Origin of the sequence: uncultured Campylobacter sp. (assembly GCF_938015785.1) — a bacterium.
Taxonomy (GTDB): Bacteria; Campylobacterota; Campylobacteria; order Campylobacterales; family Campylobacteraceae; genus Campylobacter_B.
Genome location: NZ_CALLWC010000017.1, coordinates 16,431 through 35,911 on the forward strand (window position 1 = coordinate 16,431; position 19,481 = coordinate 35,911).

A 19,481-nucleotide genomic window follows, 5' to 3' on the forward strand; every position below is an offset into this window, starting at 1 on the left:
TGAGCGTCGGGCGCAAAATAGCCGCGGAGTGGATCGGCTAGCTCCGCTAAAAGCGCTATATAAAGGGTAAATTTAAAACGGAGCTTTGCCGAATTAAATTTACCCGATTTGCCTCTCTATGAAATTTATTCGCCCAGGAAGTATTTCAGATCCGCCTGCGCGTCGCCGCTGATTAGGCGAAGGCCGAAATTTTGCACCAAAAAGCCCAAAATTTCGTCGTTGAAAAACTCAGGCACCGTAGGACCCACGTTGATATTCTTAACGCCTAGGCTAAACAGCGCAAGCAGGATGATGACCGCCTTTTGCTCCATCCACATCAGCACGATCGAAACCGGCAGGTCGTTTACCGCGATGCCCGTAGCCTCGCTAAGCGCAAGGGCGATCTTGACCGCGCCGTTGCTGTCGTTGCACTGGCCTAGATCGATATAGCGCGGAAGCTCGGTGCCGGGCACGTTTCCGAAATCCACGTCATTGAAGCGGAATTTGCCGCAGCTGGAGGTCAAAATCACGCAGTCCTTCGGCAGGCTAAGCGCTAGCTCGCGGTAATACTCGCGTCCTTTACCCGGCGCGTCGCAGCCTGCGATAACGAAAAAGCGGCGGATTTTGCCAGATTTGATCGCGTCTAAAATTTGCGGCGCGAGGCTCAAAATCGTCTTGTAGTGTCCGCCCGTCACCAAGCTCTCGTCGCTATCCATACTCACGTCGCCGCATGCAAGCGCGCACTCGATGAGCGGCGTAAAATCATCGTTTTGGATATGCTTGATCCCGTCTGTGCCCGCGATAGAGTAGCCAAACAGCCTGTCTGCGTAGCTACAGGATGAGCGAAGCGGCACGATGCAGTTAGTAGTCATCAAAATCGCGCCCTTAAATTCGTTGAAAAGCTTGGTCTGATCGAACCACGCCTTGCCGACGTTGCCCTTTAGGTGCGGATACTTGCGAAGCTGCGGATAGCCGTGCGCAGGAAGCATCTCGGAGTGGGTGTAGATATTGATGCCTTTGCCCTCGGTCGCTTTTAGTAGCGCCTCAAGAGCGTGTAGGTTGTGTCCGCTAACCAAAATCGCCTTGCCCTCGACCTTGTTTTGGCTAACTTTAACCGGGGTCGGTACGCCGAATTTTGCGGTATGCGCCTCGCTTAAGATATCCATCATCTGCACGCCCGCGCTTCCGACGGCCATCAGCTGCGCGATATGCTCGTCAAAGTTAAAATTTGAGTTCGTCAACGTGAAATACAGCGTATCCGCCATAACGGTATCGACCGCGCTAGTATCGGCGCCGAGCTCGTGCGCGTGGTGGCGGTAGGCGCTAAGGCCCTTAAGTCCGAAAACCATAGTGTCTTGAAGTAACGCTAGCGTCGAGGTTTTGCCGCAGGTGCCTTTGCTTTGGCCCTTTGCGCCGCAGCCCTCCGGCGCGCTCATTTGACACTGATGACAGAACATCTCTAGATTGTCGCTCATAGAAAATCCTTTGTAAAAAAATTTAGTTGGTAATTTTAAGATTTTATTTAGGCAAAAAAATTGATTATAATCAATAAAATGGCTAAATTTTATCAAATTTATTTACAAAATGAGAATTTTAAATTTTATAAAAGGTATTCTAGATTGCTTAGAAAGTATAACGAGAAATTAGAATATTAAAAAATTTCTGGAACAAATTTTTATAAAACTAAGAAAACTTAAAGCTCTTTAAACATCGATAAAATCAGGGGTCTAAAGGAATTTTTGAGTATATATGGCTCCGGATGCTGGATTCGAACCAGCGACCAAGCGGTTAACAGCCGCCTACTCTACCGCTGAGCTAATCCGGAACGCGTAGAATGGATGGTGCGGATGAAAGGACTTGAACCTTCATGCCGTGAGGCGCCAGATCCTAAGTCTGGTGTGTCTGCCAATTTCACCACATCCGCAAAAAAGAAAGCGCATATTAGCCAAAAAGCTCTTAATATGAGCTTAATATGGTACGCCCAAGAGGATTCGAACCTCTGGCCTACGGCTTAGAAGGCCGTTGCTCTATCCAACTGAGCTATGAGCGCAAAATATCAAATCAGTGGTACGCTCGAAAGGAGTCGAACCTTCAACCTACAGATCCGAAGTCTGTTGCTCTATCCAATTGAGCTACGAGCGCATAAAGTGGGGTGAGTTGTGGGAATCGAACCCACGACCCTCAGGACCACAATCTGATGCTCTAACCTACTGAGCTAAACTCACCACAATGGTCGGAGCGAAAGGATTCGAACCTTCGACCCTCTGGTCCCAAACCAGATGCGCTACCAGCCTGCGCTACGCTCCGTATATTTTCGTGGATTGAATGAAAAGCGTATTATATATATTTTTTCTTAAATTCCGCTTTTTGCGGCTTTAAATTTAATGAAATTTAGCAAGCCCTATCTGTTTTTCTAAATTTTTCAACAAAATTTGCATCAGCACTAGCCCCTTCATGCGGTGTGAAATTTTAAATTTCACCGCAGCAGGCAGCTCTCCGATCGTGCGGTCAAATCCGCGCGGAATAAACATAAAATCGTATCCGAATCCGTTTTGCCCCCGCTGCTGCGTTATCGCCGTACCGTGCATAAAGCCGTGCGTACAAAACTCGCCCAGAGCGCATTTTAGCGCGATCGCTGCCGTGTAATGCGCGGATGAGGAGTCTAAATTTAAAGCTCTCAGTTCGCTTGCTAGTTTCTCGCGATTGCTTGCATCCGTTGCATCTGAGCCGCTAAAGCGCGCCGAAAATATCCCCGGAGCCCCGCCCAGCGCATCCACGCAGATACCGCTATCATCGCTTAGCACAAAAAATTCGCTCTGCAAATTTTTACTTTTTAGCGCCTCATGCACTGCGCGAACTTTAATAAGCGCGTTTTGTTTGAAGCTCGTGCCGCACTCGTCGATTTCAAAAGGATCCAGCACCTCGTCGAGCGCACACACGTCGTATTCCGTGAAAAATTCTTTTATCTCTTTTACTTTATTTTTGTTGCTCGTCGCAAGTAAAATTTTCATCCGCTCTCCTTAAATTTAATGCGCCATTTTACCCAAAATCAAAGAATTCATTACGATTTTTGGCTATAATCGGCACAAATTTCATATTATTTGAGGTCTAAGATTATGCTAAAAAGCGTTCTTCCGCTTAGTTTTATCATCGCTACGAGGTTTTTTGGATTATTTATTTTGCTACCCGTGCTTAGCCTGTATGCATTGAGCTTGCACGGCGCAAACGAAAGCCTAGTGGGGCTACTTTTTGGAATTTATGCGATTATGCAAGTGATTTTGCAAACGCCATTTGGAGTGTTAAGCGATAAGATCGGACGTAAAAAAACCCTTGCGATAGGACTGGCGCTTTTTATCGTGGGCGCTTGCGTTTGCGCGGCGAGCGAGAGCATTTATACGATGATTTTTGGGCGTTTTTTGCAAGGCTGCGGTGCTGTAGGAGCCGTAGCTACCGCACTAATTAGCGATTTTACGCGGGAGGAAGAGCGCGGTAAGGCGATGGCGGTAATGGGCGCGATGATAGGCGTGAGCTTTGGTGTCGCAATGATTTTAAGTCCGCTTTTAAGCGCCAAATTTGGGCTTGCCAGCCTATTTCATCTAAGTTCGGCGCTTACGCTTTTATGTTTGATGCTGCTTTTTTTCGTAGTACCTACCGAACCGCATATCCGCTCCCTGCGCCAAAAGGTCCCGCTCGGCTCACTTTTGAGTGACAAAAATTTAATGCTTATGAATTTAACGAATTTTTTTCAAAAAGCTTTCATGACGGCAGCATTTTTTCTAATTCCAATTTTGCTCGTGCAAAAATTCGGACTTTCCAAAAGTGATTTGACCAAAATTTATGCTCTAGGCGCTATTTTCGGCTTTACCGCGATGGGCGCGAGCGGTGCTTTAGGCGAAAAGCGCGCGCTAGCTAAGCAAATTCTACTTATCGGTATTTGCTTTTTCATCGCTTCGTATTTGATTTTTGCGTTTGCTAGCGGGGCGAGCGCTTTCGTGGTGGGTGTGATGCTCTTTTTCGTGGGATTTAACGCGCATGAGCCCATTATGCAAAGCCTTGCGTCCAAATTTGCCAAAGTCGCTCAAAAAGGCGCCGCGCTTGGAATTTTTAATTCGTTCGGATTTTTTGGCAGTTTTTTGGGCGGGCTATGCGGCGGCGCACTTTTTGGCAAAATTGGCATCGAAGCGCTAGGCATTGGCGTCGCGGTTTTGGGTGTGATCTGGCTTGTGCTACTTTCTAGGCTGAGCGATCCAAAACTTTTTAAGAATTTATACTTTCCTAAAGGCGGCGATTTTTCCACACTACAGGGCGTAAAAGGCATTATTGAAATTTACGAGACCGATGGCGAACTCGTTGTGAAATTTAACTCGAAATTGATAAATGAAGATCAAATTTATAAAATCGTAGGAGGCAAATGATGGAATTTGAAAAATTTGAAAGCGCGATGGAGCGCTTCGCAAACATAGTGCAAAAGTCCTCGCGCATCGAGAAGGTCGCGATCACTCAGGCGCTGGGGCGTATTTTAGCAAGTGACGTCGCAGCGCCTTTTAGCACCCCGCGCCGCCCGACCGCCGCGATGGACGGATACGCGCTAAAGGGCGCGGATCTAAGCGAGGGGGCTAAATTTAAGATTGTCGGCACGACGCCTGCAGGCAAGATGCCTGGCGCCGCAGCAAAGGCGGGCGAGTGCGTCAAGACCTTCACCGGCGGGCTAATGTGTGAGGGCGGCGACACGCTTCTGCCGATCGAAAACGTGCAGGTGCAAGGCGGCGAAATCATCGTCACAAAGCCTGTCACGGCGGGTTTTGCCGTGCGCGCGGCGGGCGAGAGCTACCGCGAGGGTGAACTTTTGCTTCGTAGCGGCACGAAGCTCGGCTTTTCGCAGATCGCGCTGCTAGCCGAGCTTGGTCTATTTCACATAAGCGTATTCGTCCGCCCAAAAGTAGCGATTCTAGCCACAGGCAGCGAAATCAAGGATCTGGGCGAGAGGCTCGAAAACGACGCTCAAATTTATAGCTCCAATCACATCGCGCTTGCAAATTTAGTAACGCAACTAGGCTGCGAAGCGATGATAATGTCTCTAGTACGCGATGACGAAAAGGAGCTAGAAGGCGCGATCTTATCGGCTTTACAGAGCGCAGACATACTTCTAACTAGCGGCGGAGTGAGCGTCGGAGACTACGACTTCGTGCAAAGCACGCTACAATCAAAATTTGAGCTAATTGTAAAAGGCGCGGCGATCAAACCGGGCCGCCACGTGCGCGTAGCTAAAACCGGCGAAAAATATATCTTCGCATTCCCGGGCTTCCCCCTCTCGGCGCTCATTACGTGCATTTTGTTTTTGCGCGTATATTTGCAAAGATCCTTCGGCGTGCACGAAAACACCGAATTTAGCGCAATCTTGGATCACGACTACGTAAAAAAGACGCCGTGGCTTGAGTTTATGCCCGCCGTCTTGCAAAACAGAGACGGGCAGCTTTTTGTTAGCCTGCAAAGCAAAAAGCAAGGCTCCAGCGCGATTTTGAACAATTTAGACGACGATAGCGTCCTGCTCGTCGCGCCGCTCGAAGTAAAAGAGCTCAAAAAAGGCGAGCTCGTGCGCGTAATCTCGGTACCTAAAATTTAGCGCGTAGCGTTTCGGCGGTAGTTGCGGCGGTAGATAGAATTTTAACTGCCGCAAAGGTTAAAATTTTGCCGCTGCGAAGCGCTAAATTTAGTCGCAAAAGCTCTGATTTAGGATTTTGAAAAGTTGAAATTTAGACCCAAATATCGCGCGCCGCGGCAGGCTCATTAGAAATTTTACTGCGCGGCGCTATACAGCGAGTGCGCCAAATCTTTGCCGCCGCGCAATTTCAGCTCCAAGTTGCTTTGCGGGTGAAATTCGGGTATTTGCGAGAGATAAAGTAAAAATGAAAGATAAATTTTATGGCGTCCGAGTGGGCGTTTTCGGCGAATACAAAGCAGGTGCAAAATGAGCCAAACCCACCCTTTTAAGCCGATTTTCGATCAAAATTCTAAAATTTTAATCCTCGGCTCCTTTCCCTCCGTCGTTTCTCGTAAATTTGGCTTTTACTACGCAAATCCGCAAAATCGCTTCTGGCGGGTGCTGGCGCAAATTTTAAATGCGCCGCCACCTGCGAGCACGGATGAAAAGATAAAATTCCTACTCGCCCGCGGCATCGCCGTCTACGACGCGGCGATCTGCTGCGAGATAAAGGGCTCGAGCGACGCCAAAATGACCGCCGTCGAGCCCGCAAATTTGGAGCCGATCTTTAGCGGAGCGCGCATCGTGCAGGTGTTCGCAAACGGCGGCAAGGCGCACGAAATCTGCGAAAAACATCTAAAAACTCAAATTTTAAACGCAACCGGCAAAGAGCCCGTCAAGTTACCCTCGACTAGCCCCGCAAACGCAAATTTTAGCTTTGAAAGGCTCGTGCGCGAGTGGACGATCGTCGCGGATATGTTAAAGCGCGCCGAAATTTAGCGCTCGGCTCCCTTAAGCAGCGCGCGCGAGGCTTACGGGTACATGGCTGCGTGCCGCCAGCGCCAAAAACCAAACCATCAGCCTAAACTCCGTGAGGATTTATCTAAAATTTAGCTTCAAATTTTAAAATTCTCTAAATTTAACCAAGCCAAAGGAAGCAAAATATGAAAACCAGCAAAGCCGTGCAAAATTCGTTCAATTTGGGCTTAAATTTAATGTGAAATTTCACTTTTTCAAGCGCATTAAAGCTCCTGCTTCTGCTTCCGTTTTTGGCGCTAGGCGCGCAAGCTCTGGAGCCAAAAATCGTAATGCAGCCCGAGCCGGTCCTGAAAAACGGCCTGTATTTCGTAGCGGACAAGCCCTACAGCGGGACGCTCAAGGTGCTGCACTACAGCGCCGAGGATCTCTACGACGTAAATTTTATGGGCGTCGTCTATCCCGGGCTAAAGCCGCTGCCGCCGACGCTAATTCGCGAGATCGACGTAAAGAACGGCACCGCGGTGTGCGAGCGCGATTACTTTGACGGCAGAGATAAGCCCTCAAACGAATATCCGCTAAAGGGCGGCCTGTACGACGGCGTCGCGAAGAGCTACTACGCAGATAGCGGCGAGCTGAGATCGCAGAGCGAATACAAAGCCGGCAAGCGCGAGGGTTTTTACAAGCTGTATTATCAAGGAAGCGGCAAGCTAAAGCAGCAGGGCGCGTATAAAGCGGATAGGCGCGAGGGCGTTTTCACCGACTACTACGAAAGCGGCGAAGTAAGCGCGCGCCATCCGTATAAGGGCGGGCTGCGAAACGGCAAGGACGTGGATTATTACAAAAGCGGCAAAGTGCGCGGCGTGCGAACATACAAAGCGGGCAAGCGCCAAGGTATGGAAAAATGGTATTACGAAAGCGGCGCGCTAAAGCAGACGGGCGCATACAAGGATGACCGCAAACAGGGCGTTTGGAAGTTATTTTACGAGGACGGCAAGACGCGCGTAGTCGAAAATTTCAAAGACGGCGAGCGCGATGGCGCCGTGCGCGAATACTACAGGGGCGGCGCGCTGCAAGGCGAATACGAGTTTGAGCGCGGCAGGCTCGTGCGCGCCAAAAAATACGACGAAAGCGGCAAACTAATCAGCGACAAATCCGATAAAAACGGGCTAGCAAGGGAGTAAAGCGGGCTAAATTTTAAAATTTTAAACGGATTTGGGGCTTTGAGTAGGCTTAGAATTTTAAATAAGCCAGGAAATTTAAGCAGACGCGACTTTGCGTTTTGCAGGCACAATAATATTTTTGAGCGGAACGGTTTCATACCTTGAGCGAGCGTGGTTTTTAATTTTATTAGGCGTAGCTCTATACTTTAAATAGACACGACTTCGCGTTTCGATTGATCTCTGCTTCACGTCTCTAACATTTGATTAGGACGCGGCTCCGCACTTCAAAGAGACGGGGCTTTGCGCTTCGAGCGCTCACGGCTTTAAATTTTATTGAGTATGTCTTTGAATTTTAAGCGAGCGTGGCCTTACGCATCTGTTTTAGGCTATACATACCGCGCCGTCAAGTGGCGCCTTAACGGACTAATTTTATGTTTGTGAAGTGATGTGCTGTGTTTAAACGAGTAAAATTCTACGCCTGGCGGCTTTATACAGCGCGCGAATACGGCTCGGTACTTTAATTGACGAGGTCTCGTGCAGCACAGCTCGTCGCGCGATTTGAGCTAATGCGGCTTAAAATTCCACGCTGTATTTTGGCGCGCATAGCGCGCAGGTATCGCCCGACGCGGCATTCGATGCGGCTTGTCTTTTCCGCGTAACGAGCCAGCTTTGGCGGATAAATTTTTAAAATTTAAAACGGAATTTCAAGCCGAAACGGCGCTAAAAATTTTAACTGCCAAAAAGTAAAATTTAACGATCGATTTCCATTAAATTTATCCCACGGTTCGCAAGCCGTGCTATTCGGGTGTAAATTTCAAACCCGCCGCACCCCGCCTTTGGCGCAGTAAATTTTAGCTGGCTGATATAAAATTTGCCGACCGCTTTACTAAACAAAATTTTACGAATAGGGCATGGGTGAACAAGGCAGGGAGGCAGAGAGTGTCTCTCTATATAATTACGGAAGCAAAGAATGCGCTGCTTATTTCGGTATGAAAATTTCATGGGCTTATTTGCAACTTTAAAATTTTGCAAGATACTCGCTCGTAGCGTTAAATTTCAATACGCGGGCAGTGGAAATTTTAAGAAAGCAGAGCTAGATAAAGCGAAATTTCACATAAGGTCTGTGTAACGCGGTATTTGCGCACAAGATATAAGCGCTGAAAAGGAGAAGCATTCGGAATTTGGCGCGTAACGAGCGGTGAACTATAGTCAAACAAACTTCAAATTAAAAATCTTAAATTTTAATCCGCAGACGCCAAACGGGTTCAAAATCAAATTTGCGTAAATTTAGAGCGCGGCAAGCCGGGAGCGCTCTCAGAGCACTACAGGCCGTATAGCGCAGTATCCGTGCGGCAAAATACGGGTGCCGAAAAGTGAAAAATGCTTATAAATTTAGCGCGCGACGGTCATAGAGAGCCGAAAATCCGCAGTACTCGAAGCTATGTAATGAAAGCCCAAATCTATCCGCAGCAGCCACAATCGCAGCGCGAGGAGGCAGCAGGGTGAAGCTCGCTGATGTAGAGCTTTACGGAGTCAAGTCCTTGCTTTTGTGCCTGAAAGTAGGCGTCGCTTGCAAAGCCAAAGTCCGCAAAACGCAAGAAATTCTCCACGTAGAACTTGCGCGCATTTTGATGATCGACATAATAGGCGTGCTCCCAAAGATCGCAGGCTAAAAGTGGAATTTTGCCGCGTGCGATCGGCGTGTCTGCGTTTTGCGTCGTGATGATTTCTAAATTTGCGCCGCTCTCGTCGCATACGAGCCAGCACCAGCCGCTGCCAAAAAGCCCCATCGCGCGCTTTAAAAACTCGCTTTTAAAATTTTCCATCCCGCCGAAAGCCTGAGCTAAAGCGTCCGCTAGCTCGCCGCTAGGCTCGCTTGGCTGCGCGATACAATCAAAATAAAAATCGTGGTTGTAAATTTCAGAGGCGCTATTAAAAATACGGCTAAAATTTAGGCAAATTTGATAAAGCTTTGAAATTTGCGAAAACTCGCACTCCTCGCCGTGCGCCTGCTTAAACGACTGCGTGATGATCGTAAAAAGATCCGCGTTTTGTATCGGCGTATCCGCAATATCCCGATTTAGGGCGGAGACGTAGTCCTCGTAAAGTCCGCCGTGATGAAATTTTAAGCTCTGCAGGCTCGCGATTTTATTCGCGCGCGGATCAAAAGGCAGCGCCCTGGATCTAAACACTAATAATCCTCGCTGTCCAAATCGCTATAATCGTTGAAACCGTCGTCGTCTTCGTAGCTGTAATCGTCCTCGTCGTAGTTGTAGTTGTAACTCTCGTCACCTCCGATTAGATCATCGTCCTCGTATTCGTCCTCATCGAACTCTTCGTCTTCGAAGTCATCGAAATCAGCCATTTTGCTCTCCTTTGTCGTTGGAATTTACTTTTGATTTTACGCATTCGCTTGCTATTTCCGGGATGTTTTCGATATAAACGCTCTGCGATGGGAAGGCAAACGATAGTCCGTTTTGCTCCACGATCTCCATTATTTTAAATAAAACATCCTCTTTGGTTTGGATGAAATTTGCCCATATTACGGTTTTTGTGAAGCAGTAAACTAAAATATTAATAGACGAATCGCCAAAGCTATCTAACGCCACGAACATAGTACTTTTATAGCCCGCTAAATCGTCGATAGAGACCATGTTTTGCCTATAGCGCATACGAAAATCTTTGGAATTTAGCGCTGTATCGGCAGATTGAGCGATGCCCGGGTGAGATTTTAGCATCTCTTTGATGTCGTTTACGCACTTTCGAAGTTGAGCTGTGCTCGCGCCGTATTCGACGCCTACGGTAAGCTTTAAATTCCGTCCTACCTTCCTGCGGCTCCAGTTTTTGATATTTTGCGCCATTATGTTGGAATTCGGCACAAAAACAAGAGCGTTGTCAAAGGTTCTGATCGTCGTTTTTCTAAAGCCCGTTTCTACGACGTTTCCTTCTATGTCTCCTAATACGACCCAATCTCCTTGCGAGAACGAGTTATCGAATAATAGCATCACGGATGAGAAGAAATTTGCGATGATGTCCTTGGTCGCAAACGCGATCGCAAGTCCGCCGATTCCAAGCGATGCCATAAGCGCCGAGATGTCAAAGCCCAGACGCTTTAGTACCAAAAGTGCGGCGATGATAATTACGATGACATATAGAATTTTAACGACTAGATTTATGATATCTTTTCTGACGCCTTTTTTCGTGATGTTTCCAAGCACGATAATACCGTAACCGTCGATGATCTCGATGATGAGCCATGCCCAAAGCACCACGTAAACGATCGAGAATAAATTTGCAAATTTTATCGGCACGGGCGCCGGATAATAAAAGATACTAAGACAGATATCGACCGAATAAGCGATCAGCAAAATACCCATCGGACGCTTGATGATACCTACTACTTGCGTTTTTAGAGTTTCGCTATCCAGCGAAAAGCTTTTATTAAAGAATTTAAATACGAAATAGATGATGTTGGCAAGCAGTCTGCGAAGCGAGTAGAAAAATAGCGTAATTAGCGTGATCAAAATGAGCTTGCCGAAATTTACGTGGCTGAGCTTAAACGGAATTTTATCGTTGATATAATCGATCACCGATTTAAAATTTAAGCTCGTAAAAACCACGCTACTTGCGAGCAGATCGCTATTTCGAGACAGATACGTAAGCACCTCGTCGTAGGTCTGCTTGTCGTTTTTCAAATCGTTGATTTTAGACTCTAAGGCGTCTATTTGCTCTTGACTGCTTAGATTGTTTTTCAAATCATTAAGTTTGCTAAAATCCCTAGTTTGGATATTTAGTAGCGTACTACTCAGCTCGCTTTCAAGCGCGCTTCTGCTTGCGCCGTTTACAAACATATCCTCAATTTTCATAAGCGAGGTATAAAAGATCTCTGCCATCTCCATCTTTTCCAAATCCGCGCTTGCATTTACGTATTCGGGAGAGCTCTGCTTTTTGGCGTATTTTTTTAGCGTAGTTTGGATGTTCTTTTTATTTTGCGCATACGACATTATGCTTTCGATATCCATATCCTGCTGCGTAATCGCGAAAGGCAGGCGATCAAAGAGCTTGGCTTTATTGCGGTCGATGGCGTCTAGCTCGTTTTTGCTCGCGTTGGCGTCGCCGCCGTTAAGCAGGGAGCTGCGCTGCAAATTTAGCTTTTTAATCTCTTTGATTACAGAGATAAGCGTCTCTCCATTGGGAGCTTTTTTCTGCGAAGTCTCCGTTTTGGCGACCTTTTCTGCGATCATATTTATTACTTCAGTTTTATTGCCATCCTCTGCACCGAGGGATTTGGATAGAATTTTAGCGACTTCTTTTTTGATCTCGGTTTTATTGTTTTCTAAAGTGAGATTTGCCTCTGGAGCGGTAGAATTCGTCTCTACAAAGCTTCCCTCGCCGGTCGTGTTGAGGTCTGCAAACGCTAAAGCGGCGCTAAAAAGACTAATCGTTAAAAAGCTGATTATAGATTTTTTCATAATCCATTCCCTTATTTAATAGCGTAAAATGCGCGCCTTCGTCGTCGTAGTTGAATAGCTCGCCCGTTTCGATGACGTAGTGCCAGCCGTAAATTTTAATCTCGCCGTTTTTGTAGGCGTCTTTAATGCCAGGAAAGCTAAGTAAATTTTGCATGGAATTTATAATATTTAGCCGCTCGGTGATCCACTCGCGCTTGTCGGCGCCGATATCTTTTAGCTTTTCGACCTCGTCTTTTACAGGCTGCATTAAATTTAGCCAGCGCCTTACGTTTGGAATTTTTTCGAGCTTTTTTGCGTCATAAAACAGCGCCGCGCAGCCACCGCAGTTGCTGTGCCCGCAAACGATGATATTTTTGATATTTAGCGAATATAGCGCGTATTCAATCGCTGAGGTAGTCGCTAAAAATTCCTCGCTAATGCGGTATGGAGGAACGACGTTTGCAATATTTCGTACAACAAAAAGCTCTCCTGGAAGCGTCGAAGTAATTAGATTTGGCACCACGCGCGAATCAGAGCAGCCGATAAAAAGCGTGTGGGGCTTTTGATGATTTGCCAGACTCCCGAAAAGCTCGGCATGCTCGGCAAAATTTTCTTCCATAAATTTAATAGCTCCATTTATTAACTGGCTGGGCATACTTTCTCCTTAAAAAAGTCGGGAATTATATATTACTTTCATAAATAGATAGAATTCTGGGAATTTTTAATTATATATTTACCAAATTTTCGCTAAACTCCCCGCTCATAAATCATAAGAAGGAGACAAACATGAGTCTATACGACAGACGAAATTACGCGGACGGCTATGAACTATCGGACGCGTCACTGGAACAAGGACGAATCTCTCAAACTATCAAACAAACCTACGCGCTTCTAACTGCTTCGATGATAGCTGCGGCAGCAGGGGCTTTTGTGGCGATGAGCTTTGGTGTGAGCTTGGCTATTCATCCATTTTTATATCTAGTGCTTTTAATGGGGCTAATTTTTGGTATGCAAGCAGCTGTAAATCGCGGCGCTAATACGGTTGCGCTAGTTTTGCTTTTTGCATTTACCTTTATTACCGGTCTTACTCTAGGTAGATTGATCGCTATTTATATTGCAGCAGGCGCTGGAGATGTAGTAACGCATGCGTTTGTGGCTACAGCGATTACTTTCGGTGCTCTTACCGTTTACGCGATGAATACAAAGACAAATTTCGACTCTTGGGGCAAACCGCTATTGGTATCGCTTGTGGCTATTATCGTGCTAAGCCTTTTGAACTACTTCTTTTTCAAAAGTACCGTGCTTGATATAGCGATTTCAGCTTTTTCGGCTTTAATCTTTTCGATGTATATTATCTACGATACTAAAAATATTATAAACGGCACCTACACTTCACCGATAATGGCTGCCGTAGATATGTATCTAAACATCTACAATCTCTTCCTTGCGCTGCTAAGAATTTTCGGCGCAAGCAGAGACTAAATTTTACGCACCGCTTCGCGCGGTGCACTCTTAACTTAAAATTTATAAATCTTTTATTATAATCGCAAATTCAATTTTTTCAAAAGGTTTTTATAGTGACTACGTTATTTTTGGTTTTACAGGTCGTCTTCGCCGTGATAATTACAATCTCCGTTCTGCTGCAAAAGAGCTCTTCTATCGGGCTTGGCGCATACAGCGGAAGCAACGAAAGCTTATTCGGAGCGAAGGGGCCTGCGGGGTTTTTGGCTAAATTTACCGCTGCAATGGGAATTTTATTCGTGATAAATACACTCGTGCTTGCGTATTTCTATCAGCAAGATGCTAAATCTTCCGTAGTCGATCGCGTCAAGATTGAAACGAATGCTACTAAATCCGGGCCAAACGCTGTCCCTGGCGTGCCATCCATACCAGCTTCTGGTGCAAAGCCTAATTTCGCTCCGGCAAGCACCGAGTCAAATTCTATAATTAGCGGCGAGACCAATGCGACGGATACGAAAATCGAAGCACCCGCAGCTCCTGCGACCGATACTGCCGCAGCTAGCGCGTCTGCTCAGTCGCAAGCATCAAGCGATACCAACGCGAGCACCGCTTCCGCAGATCAAAACACAACTAAATAAACTCTAAATTTTAAAATTTAAAAGCGCAAAATCCGCGCTTTTAAATGCTATTCTTATTTTTTTAACGCTATAATTTCGCAAATTTTATTTAAAGGATTTGAATGCTAGAAGCTATCTACAAAGAGCAAAGAGCAAACGGCGATCGAGCTATCGAGGCTTTGAAAAAGGACTTTACGACGCTACGCACCGGCAAGGTGAGCGTGGCGATCCTAGATCATATTTTCGTAGATTATTACGGCTCGCAAACCCCGCTAAATCAGGTTGCGACCGTCCTTTCGACCGATGCGGTAACGATCTCGATCACGCCGTGGGAAAAGCCGATGCTAAAGGCGATCGAAAGCGCGATCGCAGCGGCAAATATCGGCGTAAACCCAACTAATGACGGCGAGAGCGTGAAGCTCTTTTTCCCGCCGATGACGGTCGAGCAACGCCAAGAAAACGCTAAAAAGGCTAAAGCGATGGGCGAGAAAGCAAAAATCGGCATTCGCAACGTCCGCAAAGACGCTAACGACGAGATCAAAAAGCTCGAAAAAGACAAAGCGATCTCCGAAGACGATGCCAAAAAGGGCTACGACGAGGTACAAAAGATCACCGACTCTTACTCAAGTAAAATCGACGACGCAGTTAAGGCCAAAGAAGCCGAGCTTTTGAAGGTTTGAGCTGTGAATATAGAAAAAATCTATCGCGACTGCGGCGCATATCTGCGAGGGCATTTTCTGCTTTCAAGCGGCAACCACTCGCAGTTTTACCTCCAAAGCGCAAAAGTACTAGAAAACCCGCAGCTCGCAGGACAGCTTGCGGACGAACTTGCCGTGATCATCGGAAAAGCGGGCGTGGAGTTTGATAGCGTCTGCTCGCCCGCGCTGGGCGGAATTTTAGCGGGCTACGAGCTAGCTCGCGCGGCGAAAAAGCGTTTCATCTTTACCGAGCGCGTAGATCGCGTGATGAGCCTACGCCGCGGCTTTGAAGTGCATAAGGGCGAGAAATTTATCGTCTGCGACGATATCATCACGACAGGCGGCTCGGCGCTTGAGAGCGCGAGGCTCATCGAAAACCTCGGCGGCGAGGTCGTGGGCTTTGCCGCGCTTGCCAATCGCGGATTTTGCAAAGTCGCAAATTTAGCGGGCAGCAGCGCAAAAGAGGTCGCCAAGCTGCCTGCAGATAAGCCGTTTTTTGCGCTCGGCAATTTCGAGTTTGAAATTTACGAGCCCGATGCCTGCCCGCTCTGTGCCGCAGGAAGCAAGGCGATCAAGCCCGGCAGCCGCGGAAACTAGGTGCCGATTTGCCGCTAACAAACCGCAACGGGATTAAATTTTATTCTCTCGGCTCTAAATTTACCGCGCTGGAATTTTAAAATTTAATCCAAAACGAAGCAAAATGGCAAAACAAAAAGCTAAAATTTCGCCGATCTTTCTGCGCGTAAAGGCCTTCATCGTCGATCTTTTCATCATCGCGATGCCCCTATTCTACGGCGTTACCTATCTCGTCTTGGGCTCGAAAGAGGCTCTGTGGCGCAACCAAGCCGCGATCGCGCTTATCTGGCTTGCTTACGGCGCGATTTGCGCGGCATTTTACGCCCGCAGCGCCCAGACGCCTGGCTACAAGCTCGCGGGGCTTTACCTCATCGACGTTCGCAGCGGGCGCAAAGTAAGCTTTTTTAGGGCACTAGCTCGCTTTGCGTGCTTTGTATTTGCAGGCTTTAGCGTCATCGGGCTTTTGATCTGCTTCTTTCGCAAAGACAGGCTGAACTTACACGACCTGCTAAGCGGGACTGCGCCCGTCGTGCGAAAGGACGCGCAGTGAGCGGGCAGATTTGCGGCATCGACGAGGCAGGGCGCGGCTGTCTTGCAGGACCGCTTTGCGTCGCTGGTTGCGTCTTGCAGCGCGAGATCGCGGGACTTGCCGATAGCAAAAAGCTAAGCGAGAAGCGCCGCGAGGAGCTTTACGCCCAGATCACCAAAAACTCGCGCTATAAAATCGTCGAAATTTCAAGCGCACAGGTCGATGAGGCGGGCCTAAGCTCGTGTCTAAGATCGGCGCTTGAGCAGATTCTCGCGTATTTTGCTGATTTTAGCGGACAGATCATCTACGACGGTAACGCAAGCTTCGGTGTACGCGGACTTCAGACGCTCGTAAAGGCTGACGCGCAAATCGCCGAAGTAAGCGCGGCGAGCATCCTCGCCAAGGTCACGCGCGACCGCACGATGTATGAGCTCGCGCAACGCTATCCGCAATACGGCTTCGCGCAAAACAAAGGTTACGGCTCGGCCGCGCACATCGCGGCGATCGAACGATACGGGCTCACGCCGTTTCACCGCGCGAGCTACAAGATCAAATCGCTGCAACCCTCGCTGTTTGATTAATGAAATTTCTTTTGCTGCGATTTGTTTCGCGCTGTTTAGGACGCGCTCACTCGCTTAAATTTCGACCTCGCACCCTCTGCGTGCATTCGGCACAGAATTTAACTCATCCGCATTGCGCCGCCAGTCGCTGAATTTATTTACTGAAAAGAATTTAGAAATCCGCGTCTAAAAGTTAAGTTTGCTTGATAAGTGGTGTCAAATATCTTGGAGGGGGATTATCTTAAATATTGTCTATGTTGTGCTATGCTTATGGCAGAGAATAATGAATTTTGTGGAAGCGCAAATGAAGATAGAGTTTTTCCAACACCTAAAAAAATGAAAGGAGTAAAATGCTATGCCAAGACCGACTACAAAAAATGATTTAATGACTGCCGCCGAGCAAAACTATGAGAAGTTAAATTTACTCATTTCGAAGATGAGCGAGGAGGAGCTAAATACGCCGTTTGATTTCTCAAAGGACGAGAAGAAAAAGGAGGCTCATTGGAGAAGAGATAAAAATTTGAAAGATATTTTAATCCACCTCTACGAATGGCATAGGCTTGTTTTGAATTGGGTAAATTCCAATCGAAAGGGAGAAGAAAAACCGTTTTTGCCCGAACCGTATAACTGGAAAACTTATGGAGATATGAATTTGGAACTTTGGAAGAAGCACCAAAAAACCTCACTTGAAGAAGCGACTAAGATGCTTCATAAATCGCATAAAGATATTTTAGAGTTAGCCGAAACATTTACAAACGAAGAGCTGTTTTCAAAAGATGTATATAAATGGGTCGGGGGCAGCACGCTTGGATCATACTTCGTAAGCGCCGCTTCGAGCCATTATGACTGGGCGATGAAAAAGCTTAAGGCCCATCAGAAAAATTGCAAGACAAAATAGCGGAAATAGGATAGTAGGGCGTATTTCAAAGCGAGTGCGCTTATTGCGACTAAAGAAGTAAAAATTTTGATTAAAGCAAACCCGCGCCGTAAATTTAAAATTTAGCTCGTAAATTTATCCGCGCATTCACTCCGCAGCAGTTTAGAAAGTGAAATTTTGTGCAGCATGAATATGAACGCGCGCTACGCCGCACTAAATAAATTAAAATTCCGATCTATGCTAAATTTAGCCCATATTTGCGCCGTATCAAAACTCAAAATTTTAAAATTCGAGGCTTGGAATTTCGTGCGAAATCAAGCGCGAAATTCCACGCGCTGTTTCGCGCACGAAGGCGGTAAAATTTAGAAATTTTAACCAAACTTTCGCTATCATCACGGTTTAAATTTTCACCCAAAGGAAACCGATGTTTGAATGGATCGCCTCACCTGAGGCATGGATCAGCCTAGCGACGCTCACGGGGCTTGAGATCGTGCTTGGCATCGACAATATCATCTTTATCGCGATTTTGTGCGGCCGCCTGCCCGAGGCGCAGCGCGGACGCGCCCGTATAATGGGGCTCGCGCTTGCGATGTTCACGCGCATACTGCTGCTTCTCAGCCTAAGCTGGATCATGGGGCTAACCAAGCCGCTATTTAGCGTGCTTGCGCGCGATTTTAGCGGACGCGACCTCGTGCTGATCGGCGGCGGATTGTTTTTACTCGTCAAATCCACGCTCGAGATCCACTCCAGCGCCACGGGCGAGGCGCACGAGCATAGCGCTAGCAGCGGCAAGGCAAGCTTCGGCGGCACGCTCGTGCAGATCGCCGTTTTGGACATCATCTTTTCACTCGACAGCGTCATCACCGCCGTGGGCATGGCGCAGCACCTGCCCGTGATGATCCTCGCAGTGATCATCGCCGTGGGCGTGATGATGCTCGCTAGCGGCGCGATCGCGCGCTTCGTGGACGCAAACCCGACGATCAAAATTTTAGCGCTTGCCTTTTTGATCCTAGTTGGCGTCTCGCTGATCGCAGACGGCCTGGGCTTTCACATACCTAAGGGCTACATCTACTTCTCGATGGCGTTTTCACTGCTGGTGGAGCTCATCAATATCCAGATCCGCAAAAAATCCGCCGCGAAATAGGAGGAGCGGAATTTTGCGAGATCTGAAAGGCACGCATGGGCTTTGCTAAATTTCTTTCGCCGCGGCAGATCAAGCTTGCTCGCGGCACGGCTCGAAATTTCAAGCTTGAGCCCGCGGCTGCAGGCACGGCGAAATTTAGCTTTACGCTGGAGGACTTGTGCTTTGCGGGAAATTTGGACTTAAGGCGCGACGGACTTTATCTGCCGATACGCGAGGGCGACGAGCTAGCGGTAATCTATGAAGATGAAGCTTTGGGCTCAAAATTCGGCGATGAGGCTTTGGGGAGCTTAAATTCCTGCCGCGAGGCTTTAAGCGGCGCCGATTTAAATGGCGAAAACTCCGTGCCGCGTCCTAACTGTGAAATTCCAAGCGACCGCGCTTCCGCTGCCGCAAATTCAAACTGCGACGCACATAGCGATACCGCGGAAAGTGCACGTCAAAATTCTGCGGTATCTGATTTATCAAATAAAGATCGCAGCGGTATAAATTCCGCCGCTTTGAGCCTGATCCGCGAAGGCTTTAACGAGCAGGCGAACGCCGATACGAAGTTTTATGCTTCGAATTTAAATTGCAAAGATTTAAGCGGCTCTGCCTCTTTAAATTCTACTTGCGAGAGCCGTGGCGGCGTTTCGGTAAACTCCGCCGCTTCCGCCCTTCCGCTAGATTTTGTTAATCTAAGCCTAGGAGCGCAGCGCTGGAGGGACGCTGGTAGCACGGCGCTTGCCGCGATATTCGCAGTCTTCGGCGTAGTGCTGACCGCAATGAGCATCTACTGCATAATCTTTATTTTTGAAAAGAGCGATCCTGCGGTGGCGATAGCCCTGCCCGTCCTCGCGCCTTTTGCGTATTGCAGCTTTAGGTTTATGCGAAGAGATTGGCGCGCCGCAAAGTTCGGACGCATATTCGCAGCGCTTCCGCATGGACTTTTCATGAAGCCGAGGAACGGGTATTGTTTGTCCTCGCGCAAGC

General features: G+C 47.7%; 18 protein-coding genes, 6 tRNA genes and 1 pseudogene. 13 read left to right on the forward strand and 12 right to left on the reverse strand.

Features of this window, described 5'->3' with window-relative positions:
- Nucleotides 1–125: 125 nt before the first annotated feature.
- From hcp to Q0393_RS02320, 8 genes are all read right to left on the reverse strand, one after another.
- The gene (gene hcp / locus Q0393_RS02285; protein WP_298977574.1) at nt 126–1,454 is read right to left on the reverse strand and encodes a hydroxylamine reductase; all 1,329 of its coding nucleotides are present in this window, start codon (nt 1,452–1,454) and stop codon (nt 126–128) included.
- 275 nt (nt 1,455–1,729) lie between these two features.
- Nucleotides 1,730–1,804 (reverse strand) — tRNA-Asn (locus Q0393_RS02290).
- 14 nt (nt 1,805–1,818) lie between these two features.
- A tRNA-Leu gene (locus tag Q0393_RS02295) sits at nt 1,819–1,903 on the reverse strand.
- A 49-nt stretch (nt 1,904–1,952) separates the two neighbouring features.
- A tRNA-Arg gene (locus Q0393_RS02300) sits at nt 1,953–2,029 on the reverse strand.
- 15 nt (nt 2,030–2,044) lie between these two features.
- Nucleotides 2,045–2,121: transfer RNA gene (locus tag Q0393_RS02305), tRNA-Arg, on the reverse strand.
- A 6-nt stretch (nt 2,122–2,127) separates the two neighbouring features.
- Nucleotides 2,128–2,204, reverse strand: a tRNA-His gene (locus Q0393_RS02310).
- A gap of 5 nt (nt 2,205–2,209) precedes the next feature.
- A tRNA-Pro gene (locus tag Q0393_RS02315) sits at nt 2,210–2,286 on the reverse strand.
- A 74-nt stretch (nt 2,287–2,360) separates the two neighbouring features.
- On the reverse strand, nt 2,361–2,990 hold the full coding sequence (locus tag Q0393_RS02320) for a non-canonical purine NTP pyrophosphatase (RefSeq protein WP_298977576.1): 630 nt from the start codon (nt 2,988–2,990) through the stop codon (nt 2,361–2,363).
- 105 nt (nt 2,991–3,095) lie between these two features.
- Between Q0393_RS02320 and Q0393_RS02325 the strand changes: the two genes are divergently transcribed.
- The 4 genes from Q0393_RS02325 to Q0393_RS02340 all read left to right on the forward strand — a co-directional run bounded on the left by Q0393_RS02325 (nt 3,096) and on the right by Q0393_RS02340 (nt 7,620).
- Nucleotides 3,096–4,394, forward strand: a complete 1,299-nt coding sequence (locus Q0393_RS02325) for an MFS transporter (protein WP_298977577.1) — start codon at nt 3,096–3,098, stop codon at nt 4,392–4,394.
- Nucleotides 4,391–5,602, forward strand: coding sequence for a molybdopterin molybdotransferase MoeA (locus Q0393_RS02330; RefSeq protein ID WP_298977581.1), 1,212 nt, complete (start codon nt 4,391–4,393; stop codon nt 5,600–5,602). Before Q0393_RS02325 ends, Q0393_RS02330 begins: the two co-directional genes overlap by 4 nt.
- A gap of 345 nt (nt 5,603–5,947) precedes the next feature.
- Entirely contained in the window at nt 5,948–6,460 is a 513-nt protein-coding gene (locus Q0393_RS02335) for a DNA-deoxyinosine glycosylase (protein ID WP_298977583.1), read from the forward strand.
- Nucleotides 6,461–6,768: 308 nt separating this feature from the next.
- Complete coding sequence (locus Q0393_RS02340; protein WP_298977585.1) at nt 6,769–7,620, forward strand: toxin-antitoxin system YwqK family antitoxin; 852 nt, start codon at nt 6,769–6,771, stop codon at nt 7,618–7,620.
- Nucleotides 7,621–9,059: 1,439 nt separating this feature from the next.
- On the opposite strand, the gene Q0393_RS02345 is transcribed toward Q0393_RS02340, so the two are convergent.
- From Q0393_RS02345 to Q0393_RS02360, 4 genes are read right to left on the reverse strand one after another with little or no spacing between them, the layout of a single operon-like run.
- Nucleotides 9,060–9,791 carry a superoxide dismutase gene (locus Q0393_RS02345; protein ID WP_298977586.1) on the reverse strand — a complete coding sequence of 244 codons (732 nt, stop codon included), beginning with the start codon at nt 9,789–9,791 and terminating at the stop codon, nt 9,060–9,062.
- Entirely contained in the window at nt 9,791–9,964 is a 174-nt protein-coding gene (locus Q0393_RS02350) for a hypothetical protein (protein WP_005870938.1), read from the reverse strand. The genes Q0393_RS02345 and Q0393_RS02350 overlap by 1 nt, the downstream gene beginning before the upstream one ends.
- The gene (locus tag Q0393_RS02355; RefSeq protein WP_298977588.1) at nt 9,957–12,071 is read right to left on the reverse strand and encodes a mechanosensitive ion channel family protein; all 2,115 of its coding nucleotides are present in this window, start codon (nt 12,069–12,071) and stop codon (nt 9,957–9,959) included. The genes Q0393_RS02350 and Q0393_RS02355 overlap by 8 nt, the downstream gene beginning before the upstream one ends.
- A complete protein-coding gene (locus Q0393_RS02360; RefSeq protein ID WP_298758640.1) occupies nt 12,037–12,705 on the reverse strand; it encodes a carbonic anhydrase in 669 nt (222 codons plus the stop codon). Before Q0393_RS02360 ends, Q0393_RS02355 begins: the two co-directional genes overlap by 35 nt.
- A 131-nt stretch (nt 12,706–12,836) precedes the next feature.
- On the opposite strand from Q0393_RS02360, the gene Q0393_RS02365 reads away from it, so the two are divergent.
- The 9 genes and pseudogenes from Q0393_RS02365 to Q0393_RS02405 form a co-directional block, all read left to right on the forward strand.
- A complete protein-coding gene (locus tag Q0393_RS02365) occupies nt 12,837–13,532 on the forward strand; it encodes a Bax inhibitor-1/YccA family protein (protein WP_298977590.1) in 696 nt (231 codons plus the stop codon).
- A 95-nt stretch (nt 13,533–13,627) separates the two neighbouring features.
- Nucleotides 13,628–13,900, forward strand: a pseudogene (secG, locus tag Q0393_RS10735) (preprotein translocase subunit SecG); the annotation flags it as partial.
- Nucleotides 13,901–14,250: 350 nt separating this feature from the next.
- Entirely contained in the window at nt 14,251–14,808 is a 558-nt protein-coding gene (frr, locus tag Q0393_RS02375; protein WP_297895901.1) for a ribosome recycling factor, read from the forward strand.
- A gap of 3 nt (nt 14,809–14,811) precedes the next feature.
- On the forward strand, nt 14,812–15,423 hold the full coding sequence (gene pyrE, locus Q0393_RS02380; protein ID WP_298977593.1) for an orotate phosphoribosyltransferase: 612 nt from the start codon (nt 14,812–14,814) through the stop codon (nt 15,421–15,423).
- A gap of 103 nt (nt 15,424–15,526) precedes the next feature.
- Nucleotides 15,527–15,952: an RDD family protein gene (locus Q0393_RS02385; RefSeq protein ID WP_298977594.1), complete on the forward strand. Its 426-nt coding sequence runs from the start codon at nt 15,527–15,529 to the stop codon at nt 15,950–15,952.
- Nucleotides 15,949–16,512, forward strand: a complete 564-nt coding sequence (locus Q0393_RS02390) for a ribonuclease HII (RefSeq protein ID WP_298977596.1) — start codon at nt 15,949–15,951, stop codon at nt 16,510–16,512. Before Q0393_RS02385 ends, Q0393_RS02390 begins: the two co-directional genes overlap by 4 nt.
- Before the next feature lie 334 nt (nt 16,513–16,846).
- The gene (locus Q0393_RS02395; RefSeq protein ID WP_298954897.1) at nt 16,847–17,389 is read left to right on the forward strand and encodes a ClbS/DfsB family four-helix bundle protein; all 543 of its coding nucleotides are present in this window, start codon (nt 16,847–16,849) and stop codon (nt 17,387–17,389) included.
- Nucleotides 17,390–17,792: 403 nt separating this feature from the next.
- Nucleotides 17,793–18,512: a TerC family protein gene (locus tag Q0393_RS02400; protein WP_177389392.1), complete on the forward strand. Its 720-nt coding sequence runs from the start codon at nt 17,793–17,795 to the stop codon at nt 18,510–18,512.
- Nucleotides 18,513–18,547: 35 nt separating this feature from the next.
- A partial coding sequence (locus Q0393_RS02405; RefSeq protein ID WP_298977598.1) for a hypothetical protein occupies nt 18,548–19,481 on the forward strand: 934 nt, incomplete at its 3' end.